10 protein-coding genes are annotated in these 15,166 nt (G+C 57.7%); 6 read left to right on the top strand and 4 right to left on the bottom strand.

The features are described 5' to 3' along the window. Positions 1-20 precede the first annotated feature (20 nt). Entirely contained in the window at positions 21-752 is a 732-nt protein-coding gene (ycgR, locus tag DBR02_RS22775; RefSeq protein ID WP_063868503.1) for a flagellar brake protein YcgR, read from the bottom strand. Between the two features lie 159 nt (positions 753-911). Between ycgR and DBR02_RS22770 the strand changes: the two genes are divergently transcribed. Then, a complete protein-coding gene (locus tag DBR02_RS22770) occupies positions 912-3,014 on the top strand; it encodes a TonB-dependent siderophore receptor (protein WP_107535538.1) in 2,103 nt (700 codons plus the stop codon). 84 nt (positions 3,015-3,098) lie between these two features. Here the strand turns inward: DBR02_RS22770 and DBR02_RS22765 are convergent, their stop codons facing one another. The 3 genes from DBR02_RS22765 to DBR02_RS22755 all read right to left on the bottom strand — a co-directional run bounded on the left by DBR02_RS22765 (position 3,099) and on the right by DBR02_RS22755 (position 7,083). Further along, positions 3,099-4,781 (bottom strand): alpha,alpha-trehalase, encoded by a 1,683-nt coding sequence (locus DBR02_RS22765; protein ID WP_107535537.1) that lies wholly within the window; start codon positions 4,779-4,781, stop codon positions 3,099-3,101. 232 nt (positions 4,782-5,013) lie between these two features. After that, positions 5,014-6,024 carry a type I glyceraldehyde-3-phosphate dehydrogenase gene (gap, locus tag DBR02_RS22760; RefSeq protein ID WP_107535536.1) on the bottom strand — a complete coding sequence of 337 codons (1,011 nt, stop codon included), beginning with the start codon at positions 6,022-6,024 and terminating at the stop codon, positions 5,014-5,016. 78 nt (positions 6,025-6,102) lie between these two features. Continuing rightward, positions 6,103-7,083, bottom strand: a complete 981-nt coding sequence (locus DBR02_RS22755) for a GlxA family transcriptional regulator (protein WP_063868507.1) — start codon at positions 7,081-7,083, stop codon at positions 6,103-6,105. A gap of 798 nt (positions 7,084-7,881) precedes the next feature. On the opposite strand from DBR02_RS22755, the gene DBR02_RS22750 reads away from it, so the two are divergent. The 5 genes from DBR02_RS22750 to tssM are packed head-to-tail and all read left to right on the top strand — an operon-like array spanning position 7,882 to position 15,154. Continuing rightward, positions 7,882-8,376 (top strand): hypothetical protein, encoded by a 495-nt coding sequence (locus tag DBR02_RS22750; RefSeq protein ID WP_107535535.1) that lies wholly within the window; start codon positions 7,882-7,884, stop codon positions 8,374-8,376. A gap of 23 nt (positions 8,377-8,399) precedes the next feature. Further along, positions 8,400-8,903, top strand: a complete 504-nt coding sequence (gene tssJ, locus DBR02_RS22745; RefSeq protein WP_063868509.1) for a type VI secretion system lipoprotein TssJ — start codon at positions 8,400-8,402, stop codon at positions 8,901-8,903. Between the two features lie 28 nt (positions 8,904-8,931). Then, positions 8,932-10,275: a type VI secretion system baseplate subunit TssK gene (gene tssK, locus DBR02_RS22740; protein WP_107535534.1), complete on the top strand. Its 1,344-nt coding sequence runs from the start codon at positions 8,932-8,934 to the stop codon at positions 10,273-10,275. A gap of 17 nt (positions 10,276-10,292) precedes the next feature. Further along, positions 10,293-11,531 (top strand): DotU family type VI secretion system protein, encoded by a 1,239-nt coding sequence (locus DBR02_RS22735; protein WP_107535533.1) that lies wholly within the window; start codon positions 10,293-10,295, stop codon positions 11,529-11,531. Between the two features lie 2 nt (positions 11,532-11,533). Further along, positions 11,534-15,154, top strand: a complete 3,621-nt coding sequence (tssM, locus tag DBR02_RS22730) for a type VI secretion system membrane subunit TssM (RefSeq protein ID WP_107535532.1) — start codon at positions 11,534-11,536, stop codon at positions 15,152-15,154. Positions 15,155-15,166 lie beyond the last annotated feature (12 nt).

The following is a 15,166-nucleotide window of genomic DNA, read 5'->3' as shown; positions in this document are numbered from 1 at the left end:
GGCACGCTGCCCGACGCCTTTCAGAGCACTTTATTCGCGCGTTCACGCGCTTCACGCTCCAGTGAAAAGATGATGCGCTGGAGTTCGCGCTCGGCGCCTGGCCCGACATTCAGGAAACGAAAGCTCAGGCGTGGCGTCGTAATGGTCTCGTTTTTGCCGTCCACCACCTTGCGCTCGCTGATGGCAATCAGCTGAGCATCAAACCAGAAGCGTCCCCATCCGCCCATATCCAGCTCGATCTGGCTAAAACGCATACCTTCCACCAGCCCTTCCGGCTTCGGCGTATCCATTAACGCACCCATGCCGCCCAGCGATAAATCGAACAGGCGAAAGCGGATCTCTTTTTTGTCCGGCATTTTTGCCTTACAGAAGTAGGCCGGGTGAAGCGGGGCGCTGATGCGAAAAAACTCACGGCGCTGCACGAACCAGAGATTTTCAGGCAACGGCGCGATAAACGCTGGCAAACCCTGGTAGGCGATCGCGGTGAGGCGAGGCAGCACAAACTCAACTTTTGCTCCGTGCGTTTCGGCCATTACCGAAAGATTTTCTGCCTGTAGCGCGGCACGGTTTTCATCGCTCTGGCTACCCAGATCCACAATCAGGTGCTCTGCCGTCACGTCCAGGATCTTGCTGATAAACTGACGGGTTGTCCAGTTGATGCGCAGCGGCACCTCACCTTTTTTCAGGTCGCGTAACACCCCTAATACAGCCAGCGGATTTTGTTTCAGGAACTGCTCACTGTAGCTACTCACGCCAGATGGCTCCTCGATAGATGACAGACTGTCTCTGGGTTATCGGCACGCTCGCATGAAACTTAAGACAAACGATCTGTTTTCTCCGCGCATATTGCTTTGCTAATGGAAATGATAATAATTGGCGTTCCCAATATCATCTAATAACAAGACGACACTATGCATACTTCACGTTTGGCGTTATGCGCGTTGGCAGGCGCCGTTACGCTGGCATTGCAGACACAGGCTTTCGCAGAAGAATCCACCATCGTGGTGACAGGAACAGAGCAGGGCGATGCGCTTCCCGGCTGGACCAACAGCGCCACGAAATCAGCCGTTGCGGAAAGTAAAACGCCGCAGGTGATCAACACCATCGCCGCTAAAGAGATCGAGCAGCGGCACGCCGGTTCGGTAAACGAGATCCTGCGCTATGCGCCGGGTGTTTCCACGGAGGTGCGAGGCAGCACCTCTTACATGAGCGAATATAAAATTCGCGGGTTCAACGTTGAGCAGGAGTTCTACAACGGCCTGCAACTTCCTTATAACGTCACGGGTAACACCAAAGCGCGAATCGATCCGCTGTTGATTGAGAGCGTCGATATCCTGAAAGGGCCATCATCCGTGCTTTATGGCGGCGGCTCCCCGGGCGGGCTGGTCAATATCCAGAGTAAAAAGCCGCAGAAAGCGGCGAAAACGGAGCTGGGCTTTAATACCGGCAACCGCAGTCTGAAAGAGGGGTATCTGGACTCCACGGGGCAGATCGCGACCAGCGACTGGCACTATCGCCTGCTGGGCAAAGCGACGGAAAGTGACGAACAGGCGCATACCACGCGCTATGAAAACTATCTGGTTGCCCCCTCCGTGACCTGGCAGCCGGACAGCAAAACGCGCCTGACCATTGACGCGCTGGCGCAAAATACGCCGAGCCTGACCCCGTCTGACCCGATGCCGCTAAGCTATCTGCGTTCGAAATACGCCGATCGTCGTGATTACGCCGGCGATGAGTGGAGCGGCTTTAAGCAACGCCAGTGGATGCTGGGCTACAGCTTTGAACATGAGTTTGACAGCGGCTGGGGCTTTAACCAGAAAGCGCGCTATTTTGATGTGGACACCCACCAGCGCAGCGTCTATTCCACCGGGACGGGCAGTGAGGTCTACCAGCTTAACCGCTTTGCCTACACCACGGATGAAGATTTGCGGAGCTTCAACATTGATAACCAGGTCACCCGCACCGTCGCGCTGGGAGACTGGAAGCATCATCTGCTGGCGGGCTTTGACTATCAGAAGCTGAACTCTCACTTCCACTACCGTTACGCCTCGTCCACGCCGGGTATTGATATGCGCAATCCAGATCGCGGGCAGATCGATAGCGGTGCGCTGGGGCTTTATACCGCGCAGAAAAACCGGCTGAGCTATCAGCAGAACGGCTATTACGTGCAGGATCAGGTGGAGTTCGGCGGGCTGAACCTGCTGGCCAGCCTGCGCTATGATGACTACCGTTCGGTCACCACCAACTATCTGCAAAACGGTGACAAAGCCTGGGTATCGCAGGATCGCCTCACCAAACGACTGGGCGCGCTTTATGCCTTCGATAACGGGCTCTCGCCGTTTATCAGCTACTCGGAAGGGTTCGCCCCGGTATCGCCGCAGGGTACGCTGACCGCGAAAGACGTTAAGCCCACCACCAGCAAGCAGGTGGAGGGTGGGGTGAAATACCTGCTGGCGGAATACGCAACCACCTTCACCGCCTCGGTGTTTAACATTCGTCAGAAAAATGTGGTGACCAGCGATCCGGGCTTCCTGAACTACCGCCAGACCGGGGAAGTGGAATCTAAGGGCGCGGAGATCTCAGCCATCAGTCGTCCAACGGATAACCTGACGCTGATTGCCAACTACGCCTACACCCACGCCATTAACACCGAAGATGACAAATATCAGGGCAAACGGCCAACGCAGGTCCCTGAGAACGCCTTAAACCTTTGGGGGGATTACACCTTTGACAGCACGCCGCTGAGAGGGGTAACGCTGGGGGCCGGCGCGCGCTACACCGGGCCGATGGAAATCTCGCCGGGCAACGACGCAGGCAAGCTGGGCGGGACTACGCAGTACGATCTGGCGGCTTCTTACCGCATGGGCGAACTGGCGCCAGCGCTGGAGGGACTCACGCTGAAGGCGAGCGCGCAGAACGTCACAAACAAAGAAACGCTCACCTGCTATGACGCGACCAATTGCTGGATAGGCCGCGACCGGACCTTCCAGGTTGGGGCAAGCTACAGCTTCTGAAAAAAGCCCGGTAACGCTACCGGGCCACTTTATTGCACGGACCTTCCCCTCGCCCCTTTGGGGAGAGGGTTAGGGTGAGGGGCGCTACTGCGCCGCCTGTTTTGCAGGCGCGACATCATCGTTCGCCGCAGGCTGATTCTCCGGTACGCTGTCGCACGGCTTCTCTTTCGGGCAGACCATGTCCAGCATTCTGAGCGTCACGCCGTTACTCCAGCCGAAACCGTCCTGCAACGGATACTCGCCGCCGCCACCGCCGGTACCGGTCGAAGAGACGTCATACTTCTCAACCAGCTTCTTCTCGCGATCGTAGGTATGCTGAACGTTTTTCAGGAAACGCCAGGTTACGTCCATCGCCACTTTTTGCTGACCGTAGTTTTGTAACCCTTCCACCGCTACCCACTGCAACGGCGCCCAGCCGTTCGGCGCATCCCACTGCTGCCCGCTGTTGATGGTGGTGGTAGAGATACCGCCCGGTTTCAACAGGCGCGACGACGCGGCTGCGGCCACCTTATTGGCGCGTTCCTGTGACGCGGCCTTCACGTAAAGCGGGAAGAGGGCCGCAGCCGTAAGCTGATTACGGACTTTCTTCGTTTTCAGATCGTAATCCGCGTACCAGCCCTCTTTATCGTTCCACAGGTGGCTTTCCATGGCTTTCTGGCGCGCGGAGGCCAGCGCGTCGTATTTGCTTGCGCTGGCGCTATCGCCGTCTTCCTGGCTGGCGCGGGCCAGCAGTTTCTCCATCTTAAACATCAGCGCATTCAGATCCACCGGCACGATGCTGGTGGTGCGGATGGTATCCAGCTTCTGCGGGTCGTCCATCCAGCGGGAGCTGAAATCCCAGCCCGAGGCGGCGGCAGAGCGCAGATCGCGGTAAATCTCCGTGGCCGGACGGTTAGGGTTGTTTTTGGCGGTCGTCACGTCATCCAGCCAGGATTCAGGTCGCGGCGTGTCCCGATCGTCCCAGTAGCGGTTGAGAAGGGCGCCATCGTCCAGCTTCACCACGCGTTTGTTCGCCTGGCCGGGCTGAAGTCCCTCTGCCCCCTCCATCCAGTAGGCATACTCTTTCTCCATCTGCGGACGGTATTTCTTTAACGCGTCGCTGTCATGCGTGGCGAGCAGTTCCACCATCAGCGAGAAGAACGGCGGCTGAGAGCGGCTCAGGTAGTAGCTGCGGTTGCCGTTAGGGATATGGCCCCAGGTATCAAGCTCGTAAGCGAAATTGTCCACCATGTCGCTGATTTTGTCCCAGTGCCCGCTCTCGGCCAGCCCCAGCATGGTGAAATAGCTGTCCCAGTAATAGACTTCGCGGAAGCGTCCTCCCGGCACGACATAGGGTTTTGCCAGGGGCAGGAGGGAGTCCCATTTGTTCGCTTTGTCTGTGGTGCGGGTCAGTACAGGCCACAGACCGTCGATGTGTTCGCGCAGGCTTTGACCTTCCGGAGGAACGTATTTCTCACCTTCCTTCGGCAGGATAAAGTTCATCTCCACGAAGTGGCGCAGGTCAAAACCGGACTGGGTATGCTGCATCCGGTAATCCGCCAGGATCATCAGCGGGTCGCTTTTGGGTACGGCATCCGCGAAGGTTTTCTGATCCGGGAACAGTTTGGCGCTCTGTACGTCATTAAAGAGAGGGCCAAGGAGAATATCCGGTGAGCGTTGCTGGCTCGTTGGCTGGTCTTCAGCATAACCAAATGCGGTAACACCGAGTAGTGCGCCTGCCAGCGCAAGGGGCAAAAAAGCGGGGCGTCGTGCGCGAGGTCTTATCATCAGTTCGTCTCCTGTCTTCACTGAGCAGCGTGACCGCTGTTGTCAATTACCTGAAAACCTTAGACGAATATCGTTAACTTAGCGTGTTGAATATCCCATTTTTCGCATAACCAGACAATTCGGGCGCGCTTTCACCGCACCGGGATCAGATCGATTCCTGAGGCTTTGAGCATTAACGAAATGAAACGGTGACTGACAAGCCGGGTAGGCTTCAGGCCACCCGGCTTAAGCCTTACAACCCTTTCTTATCCATCAGCACCGCCAGATCCACCAGACGGTTCGAGAAGCCCCATTCGTTGTCGTACCACGACAGGATCTTCACCATATTCCCGCCAATCACCAGCGTTGATAGCCCGTCGATAATGGATGAGCGCGGGTCGCCCTGATAATCACTGGAGACCAGCGGTTCATCGCTGTAGCCCAGAATGTCTTTCAGCGGCCCGCTGGCGGCAGCCTGACGAAAGGCGTCATTCACCTCTTCGGCGGTCACATTGCGGCTCAGCGTTACCGTCAGGTCGACAATCGACACCACCGGAACCGGCACGCGCAGGGAATACCCGGTAAGCTTGCCGTCCAGCTCGGGGATCACTTTCCCGAGCGCTTTTGCCGCGCCGCTGGAGTAAGGCACAATCGATAATGCTGCCGCGCGCGCGCCGCGCAGATCTTTTTCCGGCTGGTCATGCAGCGCCTGGCTGTTGGTGTACGCATGGGTGGTGTTCATCAGCCCGTGCTCAATGCCGAACTGCTGGTGCAGCACCTGCGCCGCCGGCGCCAGCCCGTTAGTGGTGCAGCTCCCGTTACTGACCACGAAATGCTGAGCCGGATCGTACAGCGTGTGGTTCACGCCCATCACCACCGTGAGGTCGTCATTTTTAGCCGGCGCGGAAATAATGACGCGTTTTGCGCCGCCGCTCGTGATATGCACCGCCGCTTTTTCACGTTCGGTAAAGAACCCGGTCGCTTCTATTACCACCTCAACGCCAGCGTCTTTCCAGGGAATACTTGCCGGGTCGCGTTCACTGAATACGGTGATGCGTTGCCCGTCAACCTGTAGCGCGCCGTCCGCCGCTTCAACAGGCACCGGCAGCGTGCCGAGCAGAGAGTCATATTTCAGCAGATGGGCGAGGGTTTTGCTGTCCGTCAGATCGTTTATGGCCACAATCTGGAGATCCGGGTTGCCCAGCGCCGCGCGCAGAACATTACGTCCGATACGGCCGAAACCGTTAATACCGACCTTAACCATGATGCACTCCTTATCTGTGTTGTCTGAATTGACTGTAGGCGTCAGGTCGGATGGCGTAAATGACAAAAAAGGATCAGATTACGCCATTTTGCGGCAGTGGAAGCGCTGGCGGTATTCGCCCGGCGTGAGATGAAGCTGCTTTTCAAACACCCGACGCAGGTTAATGCTGGAACCAAACCCGCTTTTTTCGGCAATGACCTCAAGCGGATGCTGGGTCTGCTCCAGAAGCTGGCGGGCGGCGGCCAGGCGCGCTTCAGTGACATAACGCGCCGGTGGTACACCGACATCGCGCGTGAACACGCGGGTAAAATTGCGCGGGCTCATCGCGACCCGTTCAGCCAGCTTTTCGACGCACAAATCTGCGGTAAGGTTTTGCAGGATCCAGCTTTGCAGCTCGCTTACGGGTCCGGTCGCGCCGGACTGCTCCAGATTATAGCGGCTGAACTGTAGCTGGCCGCCGGGCCGACGCAGGTACATCACCATATCCTGCGCCACGTTGCGGGCGAGGGTGAAGCCGTAATCGTCCTCCACCAGCGCCAGCGTCAAGTCAAACCCGGAGCTGACGCCGCCGGACGTCCAGACGGGACCATCCTGAACATAGAGCGGGCCACCCTCAACGTTGACCGCAGGATAGAGCGTTTTCAGCGTCTCCAGCAGCCGCCAGTGGGTCGTTGCCCGGCGCCCATCAAGCAGTCCGGCCTGTGCCAGCAGCAGCGCTCCGCCGCAAACAGAGGCAACGCGTCGCGCATGCGGCGCGGCAAGGTGCAGCCAGTCCACCACGGCGGTGCTCTCCTGCTCATTTATGCCGCGCCCGGTAATGATGATAGTGTCCAGCGGCTCGCGCGGATCCAGCTCCGGCAGGCGATAGTCCGCCAGCAGGTTTAAACCGGACTGGCCGTGGATCACCAGATGAGGCTGGGTGGTGGCAATAATGATGCGGTAGCGGGGCTGCGCAAGGCCGTCCGGGTGCAGCCGGTTGGCCTGCATCAGAATGTCGGCGATACCGGCGGCTTCAAACAGCATGCCGCCGTCAGGAACGATAATCAGGATCTTCTTCATGTCCTGAAAAGTACCTTTATCACAAAATAAGTCAAGCGGCGGGATGAATGGCCAGGAGGATGTTGGCAGGAAGTAAAAAAAATATGTAGCAATGGTAAAACTTTTAGCGCTAGGTTTACCGTCAATACCCCTGATTGTGGGGTTAAATGCTTCCTGTTGAACATTAAAAGAACAAAAAGATGTAGCCAGACTTAATTATTAAGGCACAAAAAATAACCCCGAAGGCTAAATTCTCAAAAGTTATTTCGGCACGCGAAATTAATATACTGGCGTTATTTCCCTCTGCCTTAGTTAATGCGGGCACTCGTTAAGAATAAAACTTATCTTTGAAATGCAACAATGTAAATATCCTAAATATATCCCACAGCGCACAGAAAAAATGAAATTCTACTAATTATGGTAGTGGCGATAATAGGTGGCTTACGTTAATGATAGTGGTTCTCTTTTGGGTATTTAATTATTAATTTTCAATAAGATATGCGCATTCCCTGCCTAAGAAAAAGCAGATTTAAGCTAAGTGCGCATTTTTAATGAGATTAATCCTATAATGCATTGGGCGGATCGTTATACGCCATTAAGCAGACGGGAAATATTGAATTGATGGCAAGCTCATGTAAACTTGTCTACCGTTTGTCAAAATATGTCAGGAACACGCTGAGCCTATTTCTGTAGGGCTCGTGCGGTAGCTATGCCCTAAAATAGTTACATGCTGAAAATATCCTGACTATTTTAACAATAGCACCTAAGTCAAATTTTATCCCCTCTCTTCATCCTCTAAATATCGCTACGGAAAAGCATATGAAACTGCGCGTATTGTTATCACTTCTGTTTGTTATGGCGGTGGCGGGCTGTAAGGCGCCGCAGAAACCAGCGATCACCGATGATACGATCGTGACGAGCCAGGTTAATGGCGTCACGCTGACGCACCGTCACGCTGTTACCCCGCCGGCGGAGTTCACTCAGGTGAATGAACCGTATCGTGCCATGTACCCGGCATCCCTGATGAGCCGCCCTGACTACGGCGGAAAGGTGATCCGCACGCTTGAGACCGGTAAAACTTACGTTGTGCTGGGGCAGGTTGAACATTTCTGGATGGCGCTGGCCGATGAAGGGAGTGAACAGCTGATTGGTTACGTGCCGATGCGTGCCGTGATCAAGGCTGACCAGTACGAAGCCACCGTGCGTAAACAGGCGCAGCGCCCTAAAGCGCGCAAGAAAACCACCTGCGTCGATGTCGATGGCAACAGCAAAGCCTGCAAAGACAGCGCGAACGGTACCTGGATCCTGAACTAAACGGGTTTCACGAGCATATTTTTATGAATAATAAAAATTTTCATCGGATGTGGTTCCCATTTTTTGCGTTGATTTTCGCGCTGATCGGTGGTTGTACGTCGTCTTCACACAGCGACCCCTCCCGCTACAATCTACAGTTTCAGGCTCATCCTCAAATCAATGATTCTGCGCCGCTTAAGGTCAGAGTGATGCTGCTGAAATCCGATGCGGATTTCATGTCCAGCGATTTCTACTCCTTACAGAACAACGCGTCAGCCACGCTTGGCGCGAATCTGCTGAACAGCGATGTGTTCTTCCTGATGCCGGGCCAGCTTTCGAAAACCCTGAGCGGTCAAAGCTCGCCGGACGCGCGCTATATCGGCGTGATGGCGGAATACCAGGCGCTGGACGGCAAAAAATGGCGTGTCTCACTCCCTTTGCCTGTTCCCGGCGAAAACGCGATTTACCAGTTCTGGAAATGGTCCGCAGATGAACTCCAGGCCAGCGTCTTCCTTGACGTAAACGGTATCCGGGTCATCAGCCAGTAACGCCCTTCATAACAGGAAAGAGATCATCATGACGAAAGCAGAAAAGGTCGTCTGGACAGAGGGCATGTTCCTGCGTCCCCACCATTTTCAGCGGACAGAACGTTACCTCCTCAACCACGTTCGGGAATGGGGAGCATTGCAGCGATCGTACCTCTGGGGCTTTCTCGACCTTGAGCTGGACGAAGCGATGCTTCGCCAGGGCTGCATTGCCCTGAGCTACTGTAGCGGTTTGCTGCCTGACGGCACGTTTTTCCAGGTTCGCAGCGATCGCAACGGTCCGGCCCCGCTAAAAATCCCTGATAACCTCACCAATGAAAAAGTGGTGCTTGCGCTGCCGGTTCGTCGCGGTGGCCGTGAAGAGGTGATTTTCAGCGAAGAGCACGCTTCTCTGGCGCGTTTTATTACCTTTGAGCAAGAGGTGGAAGACGATAACGCCATGTCGGTCGGGGAGGCCACGGTCCAGTTTGGTCGCCTTCGTCTGACCTTGATGCTGGAGAAAGATCTGACGGCAGAGTGGACCGCAATCGGCGTGGCGTTCGTCACCGAAAAGCGCAACGACAACCACGTGCGGCTGGATAACAGTTACATCCCGCCCATGCTGAACGCCAATAACAGCCCGCAGCTGTACGGCATGATCAACGATCTGCACGGCTTGCTGGTGCAGCGTAGCCAGCAGATTGGTGGCCGTCTGCGCCAGCCGGGGCGTTTCAATACGTCCGAGATGGTCGAGTTCACGCTTCTCTCGCTGATCAACCGCCACCTGGGCGACGTCTCGCATTTAAAAACGCTGCCGCTGCTTCACCCGGAAGCGCTCTGGCGCAGCTGGCTGCCGTTTGCCACGGAACTCGCCACCTGGACGCCGCAGCGTACCGCAGAGAGCATTCTGCCGGTATACGACCATGACGATCTCGCCGCTTGCTTCAGCAAACTGATGCTGATGCTGCGTCAGGGGCTGTCGCTGGTCATGGAAGATCATGCCATTCAGCTGCCGCTGCACGAACGCTCTCACGGACTGAACATCGCCACCGTGCCGGAGACCAGCATGGTTCGCGAGTTTGGCTTCGTGCTGGCGGTAAAAGCCAACGTCCCGGGCGAACACCTGCAAACCCATTTCCCTGCCCAGATGAAGGTTGCGCCTGTCTCAAAAATTCGCGATCTGGTTCAGCTTCAGCTGCCGGGCATCATGCTGCGGGCCATGCCCGTCGCACCGCCGCAGATCCCGTGGCATGCGGGCTACAGCTATTTCGAGCTCGAGAGGGGCAGCGAGCTGTGGCACGAGATGGACAAGTCCGGGGCATTCGCGCTGCATCTCGCAGGGGAATTCCCGGGTCTCGATATGGAGTTCTGGGCCATCCGTAGCCCGACAGAATAATAAAGCGAGCGCTTAATATGCAGGAACGACAGGATACCGGCAGCGATGCCGTGTTTACCGGAGCCAGTGGGAATAATCAGCTGGTGGCGGCCGCCAATCCGCTGCTCAATGCGATTCCGCAAATCCGTCATTCGGTTTCCCACGACGATCAGGTCGGGCTGCGCCAGCGCCTGATCGACGAAATTCGCCGATTCGAAGTGCGGTGCCAGCAGGCGGGCTTACCGTATGAAGTGATTGTCGGCGCGCGCTACTGCCTCTGCACGGCGCTGGACGAAGCCGCCGCCCTGACCCCCTGGGGAAGCAGCGGCGTCTGGTCAAGCAACGGCCTGCTGGTGACGTTTCATAACGAAACCTGGGGCGGCGAGAAGTTTTTCCAGCTGCTGGCGCGTCTGTCTCAGAATCCGCGTGAACACATTCTGCTGCTGGAGATGATCAACTACTGTCTGCTGCTCGGCTTTGAAGGGCGCTACCGCGTGCTGGACAATGGCCGCACCCAGCTTGAAACCATCAAACAGCGTCTGTGGCAAATGATCCGCGGCGTGCGCGGCAGCTACCCGCCGCCGCTTTCCCCGCATCCGGAAGATCGCCCCGTGCTGCGTAAGCTCTGGCGGCCAATGATTCCTCTCTGGGCGTGCGTGGCGCTGGTGGGCTTTATCGCCTGCTTGTTCTATATCGTCCTCAACTGGCGCCTGGGCGATAACACCAGCCCGGTGCTGGCGAAGATTTACCAGTCCCAGCTGCCGGAAAGCACTATCCAGCAGCCTGCGCGTCAGATGCCGGCGGTGCTGAACCTGCGCGGTTTCCTGAAACCGGAAATTGAGGCCGGTCTGGTGGCCGTGAAGGATGAGGCGGATCGCAGCGTGGTGATCCTGAAAGGGGACGGACTGTTTGCCTCGGCCTCAACCGTGGTGCGCGATCGCTATGAGCCGGTTATTGACCGCATCGCCCAGGCGATGAATAACGTCAGCGGCAAAATTCTGGTGGTGGGGTACAGCGACAACGTGCCGATCCGCAGCGCCCGCTTCGCCTCCAACTATGAACTCTCGCTTGAGCGCGCCCGCTCGGTGCAAAAACAGCTACAGGGCAGCCTGTCCCAGCCTGAGCGCGTCAAAGCCGAAGGGCGGGGCGAGATCAACCCGGTAGCGCCTAACACGACGCCTGAGAATCGCGCCCGTAACCGCCGCGTGGAGATTACGCTGCTGGTGTCGCCTGACAATACCCAGGCCGAGCTGAACGGATTGCCGCAAGGAAACTAAGGATGCTGACTACTCTACTTTCTATACTGACCAATCGCATTCTGTGGAGCTTCCTGGGCGTAACGGCGCTCGCGGCGGTGATCTGGATGATTGGCCCGCTGTTGTCCATCGTGGATACCCGGCCTCTTGAATCCGAGCAGAACCGCGTCATCAGCATTGCGGTGGTCTACCTGATTTGGGCCCAGAGCCACATTCTGCCCCGGCTGTATAACGCCTGGCTGAACCGCAAGCTGATGGACAAGCTTAACGAAAATACCACCAGCCCGGAAGCGGCCGATCCGCAGAAACGTCTGAACAGCGAGGAGCAGATCCTTGCCGGGCGTTTCGACGAAGCCGCCCAGATGCTGAAAAAAGCCCACTTCAGCAAAGCGGGGCACGGCGCGCAGTGGACGCAGCGCTTCAGCACCCAGTACCTCTATCAACTGCCGTGGTACGTCATTATTGGCGCACCGGGTTCCGGTAAAACCACCGCGCTGGCCAACTCCGGGCTGCAATTCCCGCTGGCGGACCGCTTCGGTAAAACCGCGCTGCGCGGCATTGGCGGCACGCGCAACTGCGACTGGTGGTTCACCAATGAGGCGGTGCTGCTGGATACTGCGGGGCGTTACACCACTCAGGAGAGCGAGCAGGTTCAGGATGCCGGCGAGTGGCTGGAATTTATCAACCTGCTGCGTAAATACCGCCGCCGCCAGCCCATCAACGGCGTGATTATCACCATCAGCATTTCCGACCTGCTTTCGCAGTCCGCGGAGGCCTCCCGCCAGCAGGCGGTGAACCTGCGCCAGCGTCTCTCCGAGCTGCACGAACAGCTGGGCATTCGCTTCCCGGTGTACGTGATGGTCACCAAGGCGGACCTGCTTAAAGGCTTCCGCGCCTGGTTTGCGGATTACGACAAAGCCCAGCGCGATCAGATCTGGGGCTTTACCCTGCCGTGGGAGCAGACCAAACACGCCGATTACGACCTGATGGGCAACTTCCAGCAGGAGTTTTCCCTGCTGCAACAGCGTCTGGATGCCGGCCTGCCGGAAACCATGCTGAAAGAGCACGATGCAAAAGCCCGTGCGGAAGCTTATCTCTTCCCGCAGGAGTTCGCCGCGCTGCGCCCGCTGCTGGCGGACTACCTGAGCACGGTCTTTGCGCGCTCAAATTTCGAAACTGAATTTTCTCCGCGCGGTATCTACTTCGCCAGCGGCACCCAGGAAGGCATGCCGTTTGACCGCGTGATGGGCGAGCTGAACCGCGCGCTCTCGCTACCAGAAGGGGGCGAAAGCGACCGCTGGGACTCGGTGAGTAAAGAAGCGCCGATCCCGGGGGCGAAAGGTCAGAGTTTCTTCATTAAGAACCTGCTGCAAAACGTCATTTTCCAGGAGGCGGGCATCGCCGGCGAAAACCGCTGGTGGGAACTGCGCAACCGCGCCGTGATGTGGTCCGGCTATGCGGCGCTGCTGGCCCTGCTGGTGATCCTGGGTGCCCTGTGGCTGACCAGCTACGCCAAAAATAAAGCCTATCTGGAAGAGGTGGATGCAAAAGTCCCGGGGCTGGAGCAGCAGAGCAAGGCGCTGCAAAACCAGCCTCAGCGCGATCTGTTTGCGCTTCTGCCGCTGCTTAACAGCCTGGTGGATCTGCCGAAAAGCGAGGCCTTTGACGTTAACGATCCGCCGGTTTCACGTCGCATGGGGCTTTATCGCGGAGATGACGTCAGCGATGCCTCGCAATCGCTGTATCAGAAAGCGCTGGATCAGATGCTGCTGCCCGCCGTGGCGATGCACATAACCACCTGGCTGCGCAACGACAACGGCAGCGACGTGGAGTACAGCTATGAGGCGCTGAAGGCCTATCAGATGCTTTACCAGCCGAAGCATTACGACGGCAAATTCCTGCACTCGTGGGTGATGCTCAACCTGCAACGCAACCTGCCGCAGAACGTGACGCAGGCGGAGCTTCAGGAGCTGGAGTGGCACCTGACGCAGCTGCTGGAACCTAAAATTCAGGCTTCACCGTATGCCCAGGATGAGGATCTGGTGGCCCGCGAGAGGGCGCTTATCAACCAGCAGCCGCTCTCCACCCGCGTGTACGGACGCCTGAAGCGTCTGCTGGAGCATGATGAAAACCTGAAGCCGGTTTCGCTTTCAGATCTCGGCGGCCCGCAGAGCGAGCTGGTGTTTTCGCGTAAAAGCGGCAAGCCGGTGAGTGAGGGCGTGCCGGGGCTCTATACGCCGGACGGCTACTGGAAAAGTTTTAACGACCAGATCGACAGCGTGACCACCGCCCTGCACGAAGATGATGCCTGGGTTCTGGGGGCGACCACCGCTCAGGAAGATAAACAGCAGATCGACAACGCCGTGCGTCAGCTCTACATGCGCGACTTCATCGTCAACTGGGATCGCTTTCTCGCGGACATTCAGCTCAATAACAGCGCCGATCTTTCCCAGCGCATCAACACCGCGCGCCTGCTTTCAGGCACCAACTCGCCGCTGCGCCGCCTGGTGCTCAACCTGAGCAAGGTGCTGACGCTGTCGCGCACTGCGCCTGCGCCGGAGGATGCGCAGAAAGCGGAAGAGCAAAGCAACCGCGCCACCCGTACGCTGGAAGCGCTGTTCAGCAACGGTGACAACGCTCCAACGCAGGGCGCGGTCGTAACGCAGGCGCCCGAGCAACTGGTGACCGACCACTATGCGCCGATGATTGAGCTGGCGCAGCCGCTGGAGAAGGGCGGCAAAACCATCGTCTTTGATGATTTTCTCAAACAGGTTGACGAGCTTTATCGCTACCTGACTGCCGTTCAGGATGCAGCAAACAGCGGTATGCCCGCGCCGGGCGGCGATGCCATCAGCCGCCTGCAAGCCAGCGCGGGCCGTCTGCCGGGCGGGCTGCAAACCATGTTCAGCAATATGGCCGTGGGCGCCAGCAGCGATACCCAGCGTCGCGATCTGGAGAACGTGCGTAAGCGCATCAACGTGGAAGTGGGCGGGTTCTGCCGTCAGGCTATTGCCGGGCGTTACCCGCTGGTGCGTAGCGCCAGCACCGAAGTGACGCCGGACGATCTTGCCCGCATGTTCGCGCCGGGCACCGGGCTGATGGACACCTTCTTTCGCGACAACCTGACCAACAAGGTGGACACCACCCAGGCGAACTGGCGTTTTATGCCGGGCATCGACGGCAAAACGCTGCCGGGCAGCGAAGGGCTGCTGCGTCCGTTCCAGCAGGCGCAGTCCATCCGCGATGCTTTCTTTGCCAACGGCGCTACCACGCCATCCTTTAAGGTCACGGTGCGCACCGTGCGGATGGATAATACTATTCTGAACCTCACGCTGGACGTGGACGGTCAGCTGCTGCGCTACAGCCACGGTCCGCAGGCGGTGCAAATCATGAACTGGCCGGGGCCGGGCGGGACGAACCAGGTGCGTATGCAGCTCGGTCTGGCAAACGGCAGCACCGCAACGCTGGTGACCAACGGTTCATGGGCGCTCAACCGCTTTTTCGACAAGGCGCGCACCAGCCCTGGCGCGGGTAGCCTGAGCCGTCAGGCCACCTTCAACGTCGACGGACATCAGGTCACGCTGGAGTTTGCGCCGAACAGCATCCGCAACCCGTTCCAGCTTCCCCGTTTTTCATGCCCATAACCGCAAGGACAG

This window comes from Enterobacter cloacae complex sp., assembly GCF_900322725.1.
Classification (GTDB): Bacteria; Pseudomonadota; Gammaproteobacteria; order Enterobacterales; family Enterobacteriaceae; genus Enterobacter; species Enterobacter quasihormaechei.
The sequence above is the reverse complement of the archived record's forward strand: the minus strand, read 5'-3'. Positions and strand labels throughout refer to the sequence as shown.

Bases quoted from the DNA above. Each gene is read 5' to 3' on its own strand.
- DBR02_RS22770 (WP_107535538.1), top strand. From the start codon at position 912: ATGCATACTTCACGTTTGGCGTTATGCGCGTTGGCAGGCGCCGTTACG.
- DBR02_RS22765 (WP_107535537.1), bottom strand. From the start codon at position 4,781: ATGATAAGACCTCGCGCACGACGCCCCGCTTTTTTGCCCCTTGCGCTG.
- gap (WP_107535536.1), bottom strand. From the start codon at position 6,024: ATGGTTAAGGTCGGTATTAACGGTTTCGGCCGTATCGGACGTAATGTT.
- DBR02_RS22755 (WP_063868507.1), bottom strand. From the start codon at position 7,083: ATGAAGAAGATCCTGATTATCGTTCCTGACGGCGGCATGCTGTTTGAA.
- DBR02_RS22750 (WP_107535535.1), top strand. From the start codon at position 7,882: ATGAAACTGCGCGTATTGTTATCACTTCTGTTTGTTATGGCGGTGGCG.
- tssJ (WP_063868509.1), top strand. From the start codon at position 8,400: ATGAATAATAAAAATTTTCATCGGATGTGGTTCCCATTTTTTGCGTTG.
- tssK (WP_107535534.1), top strand. From the start codon at position 8,932: ATGACGAAAGCAGAAAAGGTCGTCTGGACAGAGGGCATGTTCCTGCGT.
- DBR02_RS22735 (WP_107535533.1), top strand. From the start codon at position 10,293: ATGCAGGAACGACAGGATACCGGCAGCGATGCCGTGTTTACCGGAGCC.
- tssM (WP_107535532.1), top strand. From the start codon at position 11,534: ATGCTGACTACTCTACTTTCTATACTGACCAATCGCATTCTGTGGAGC.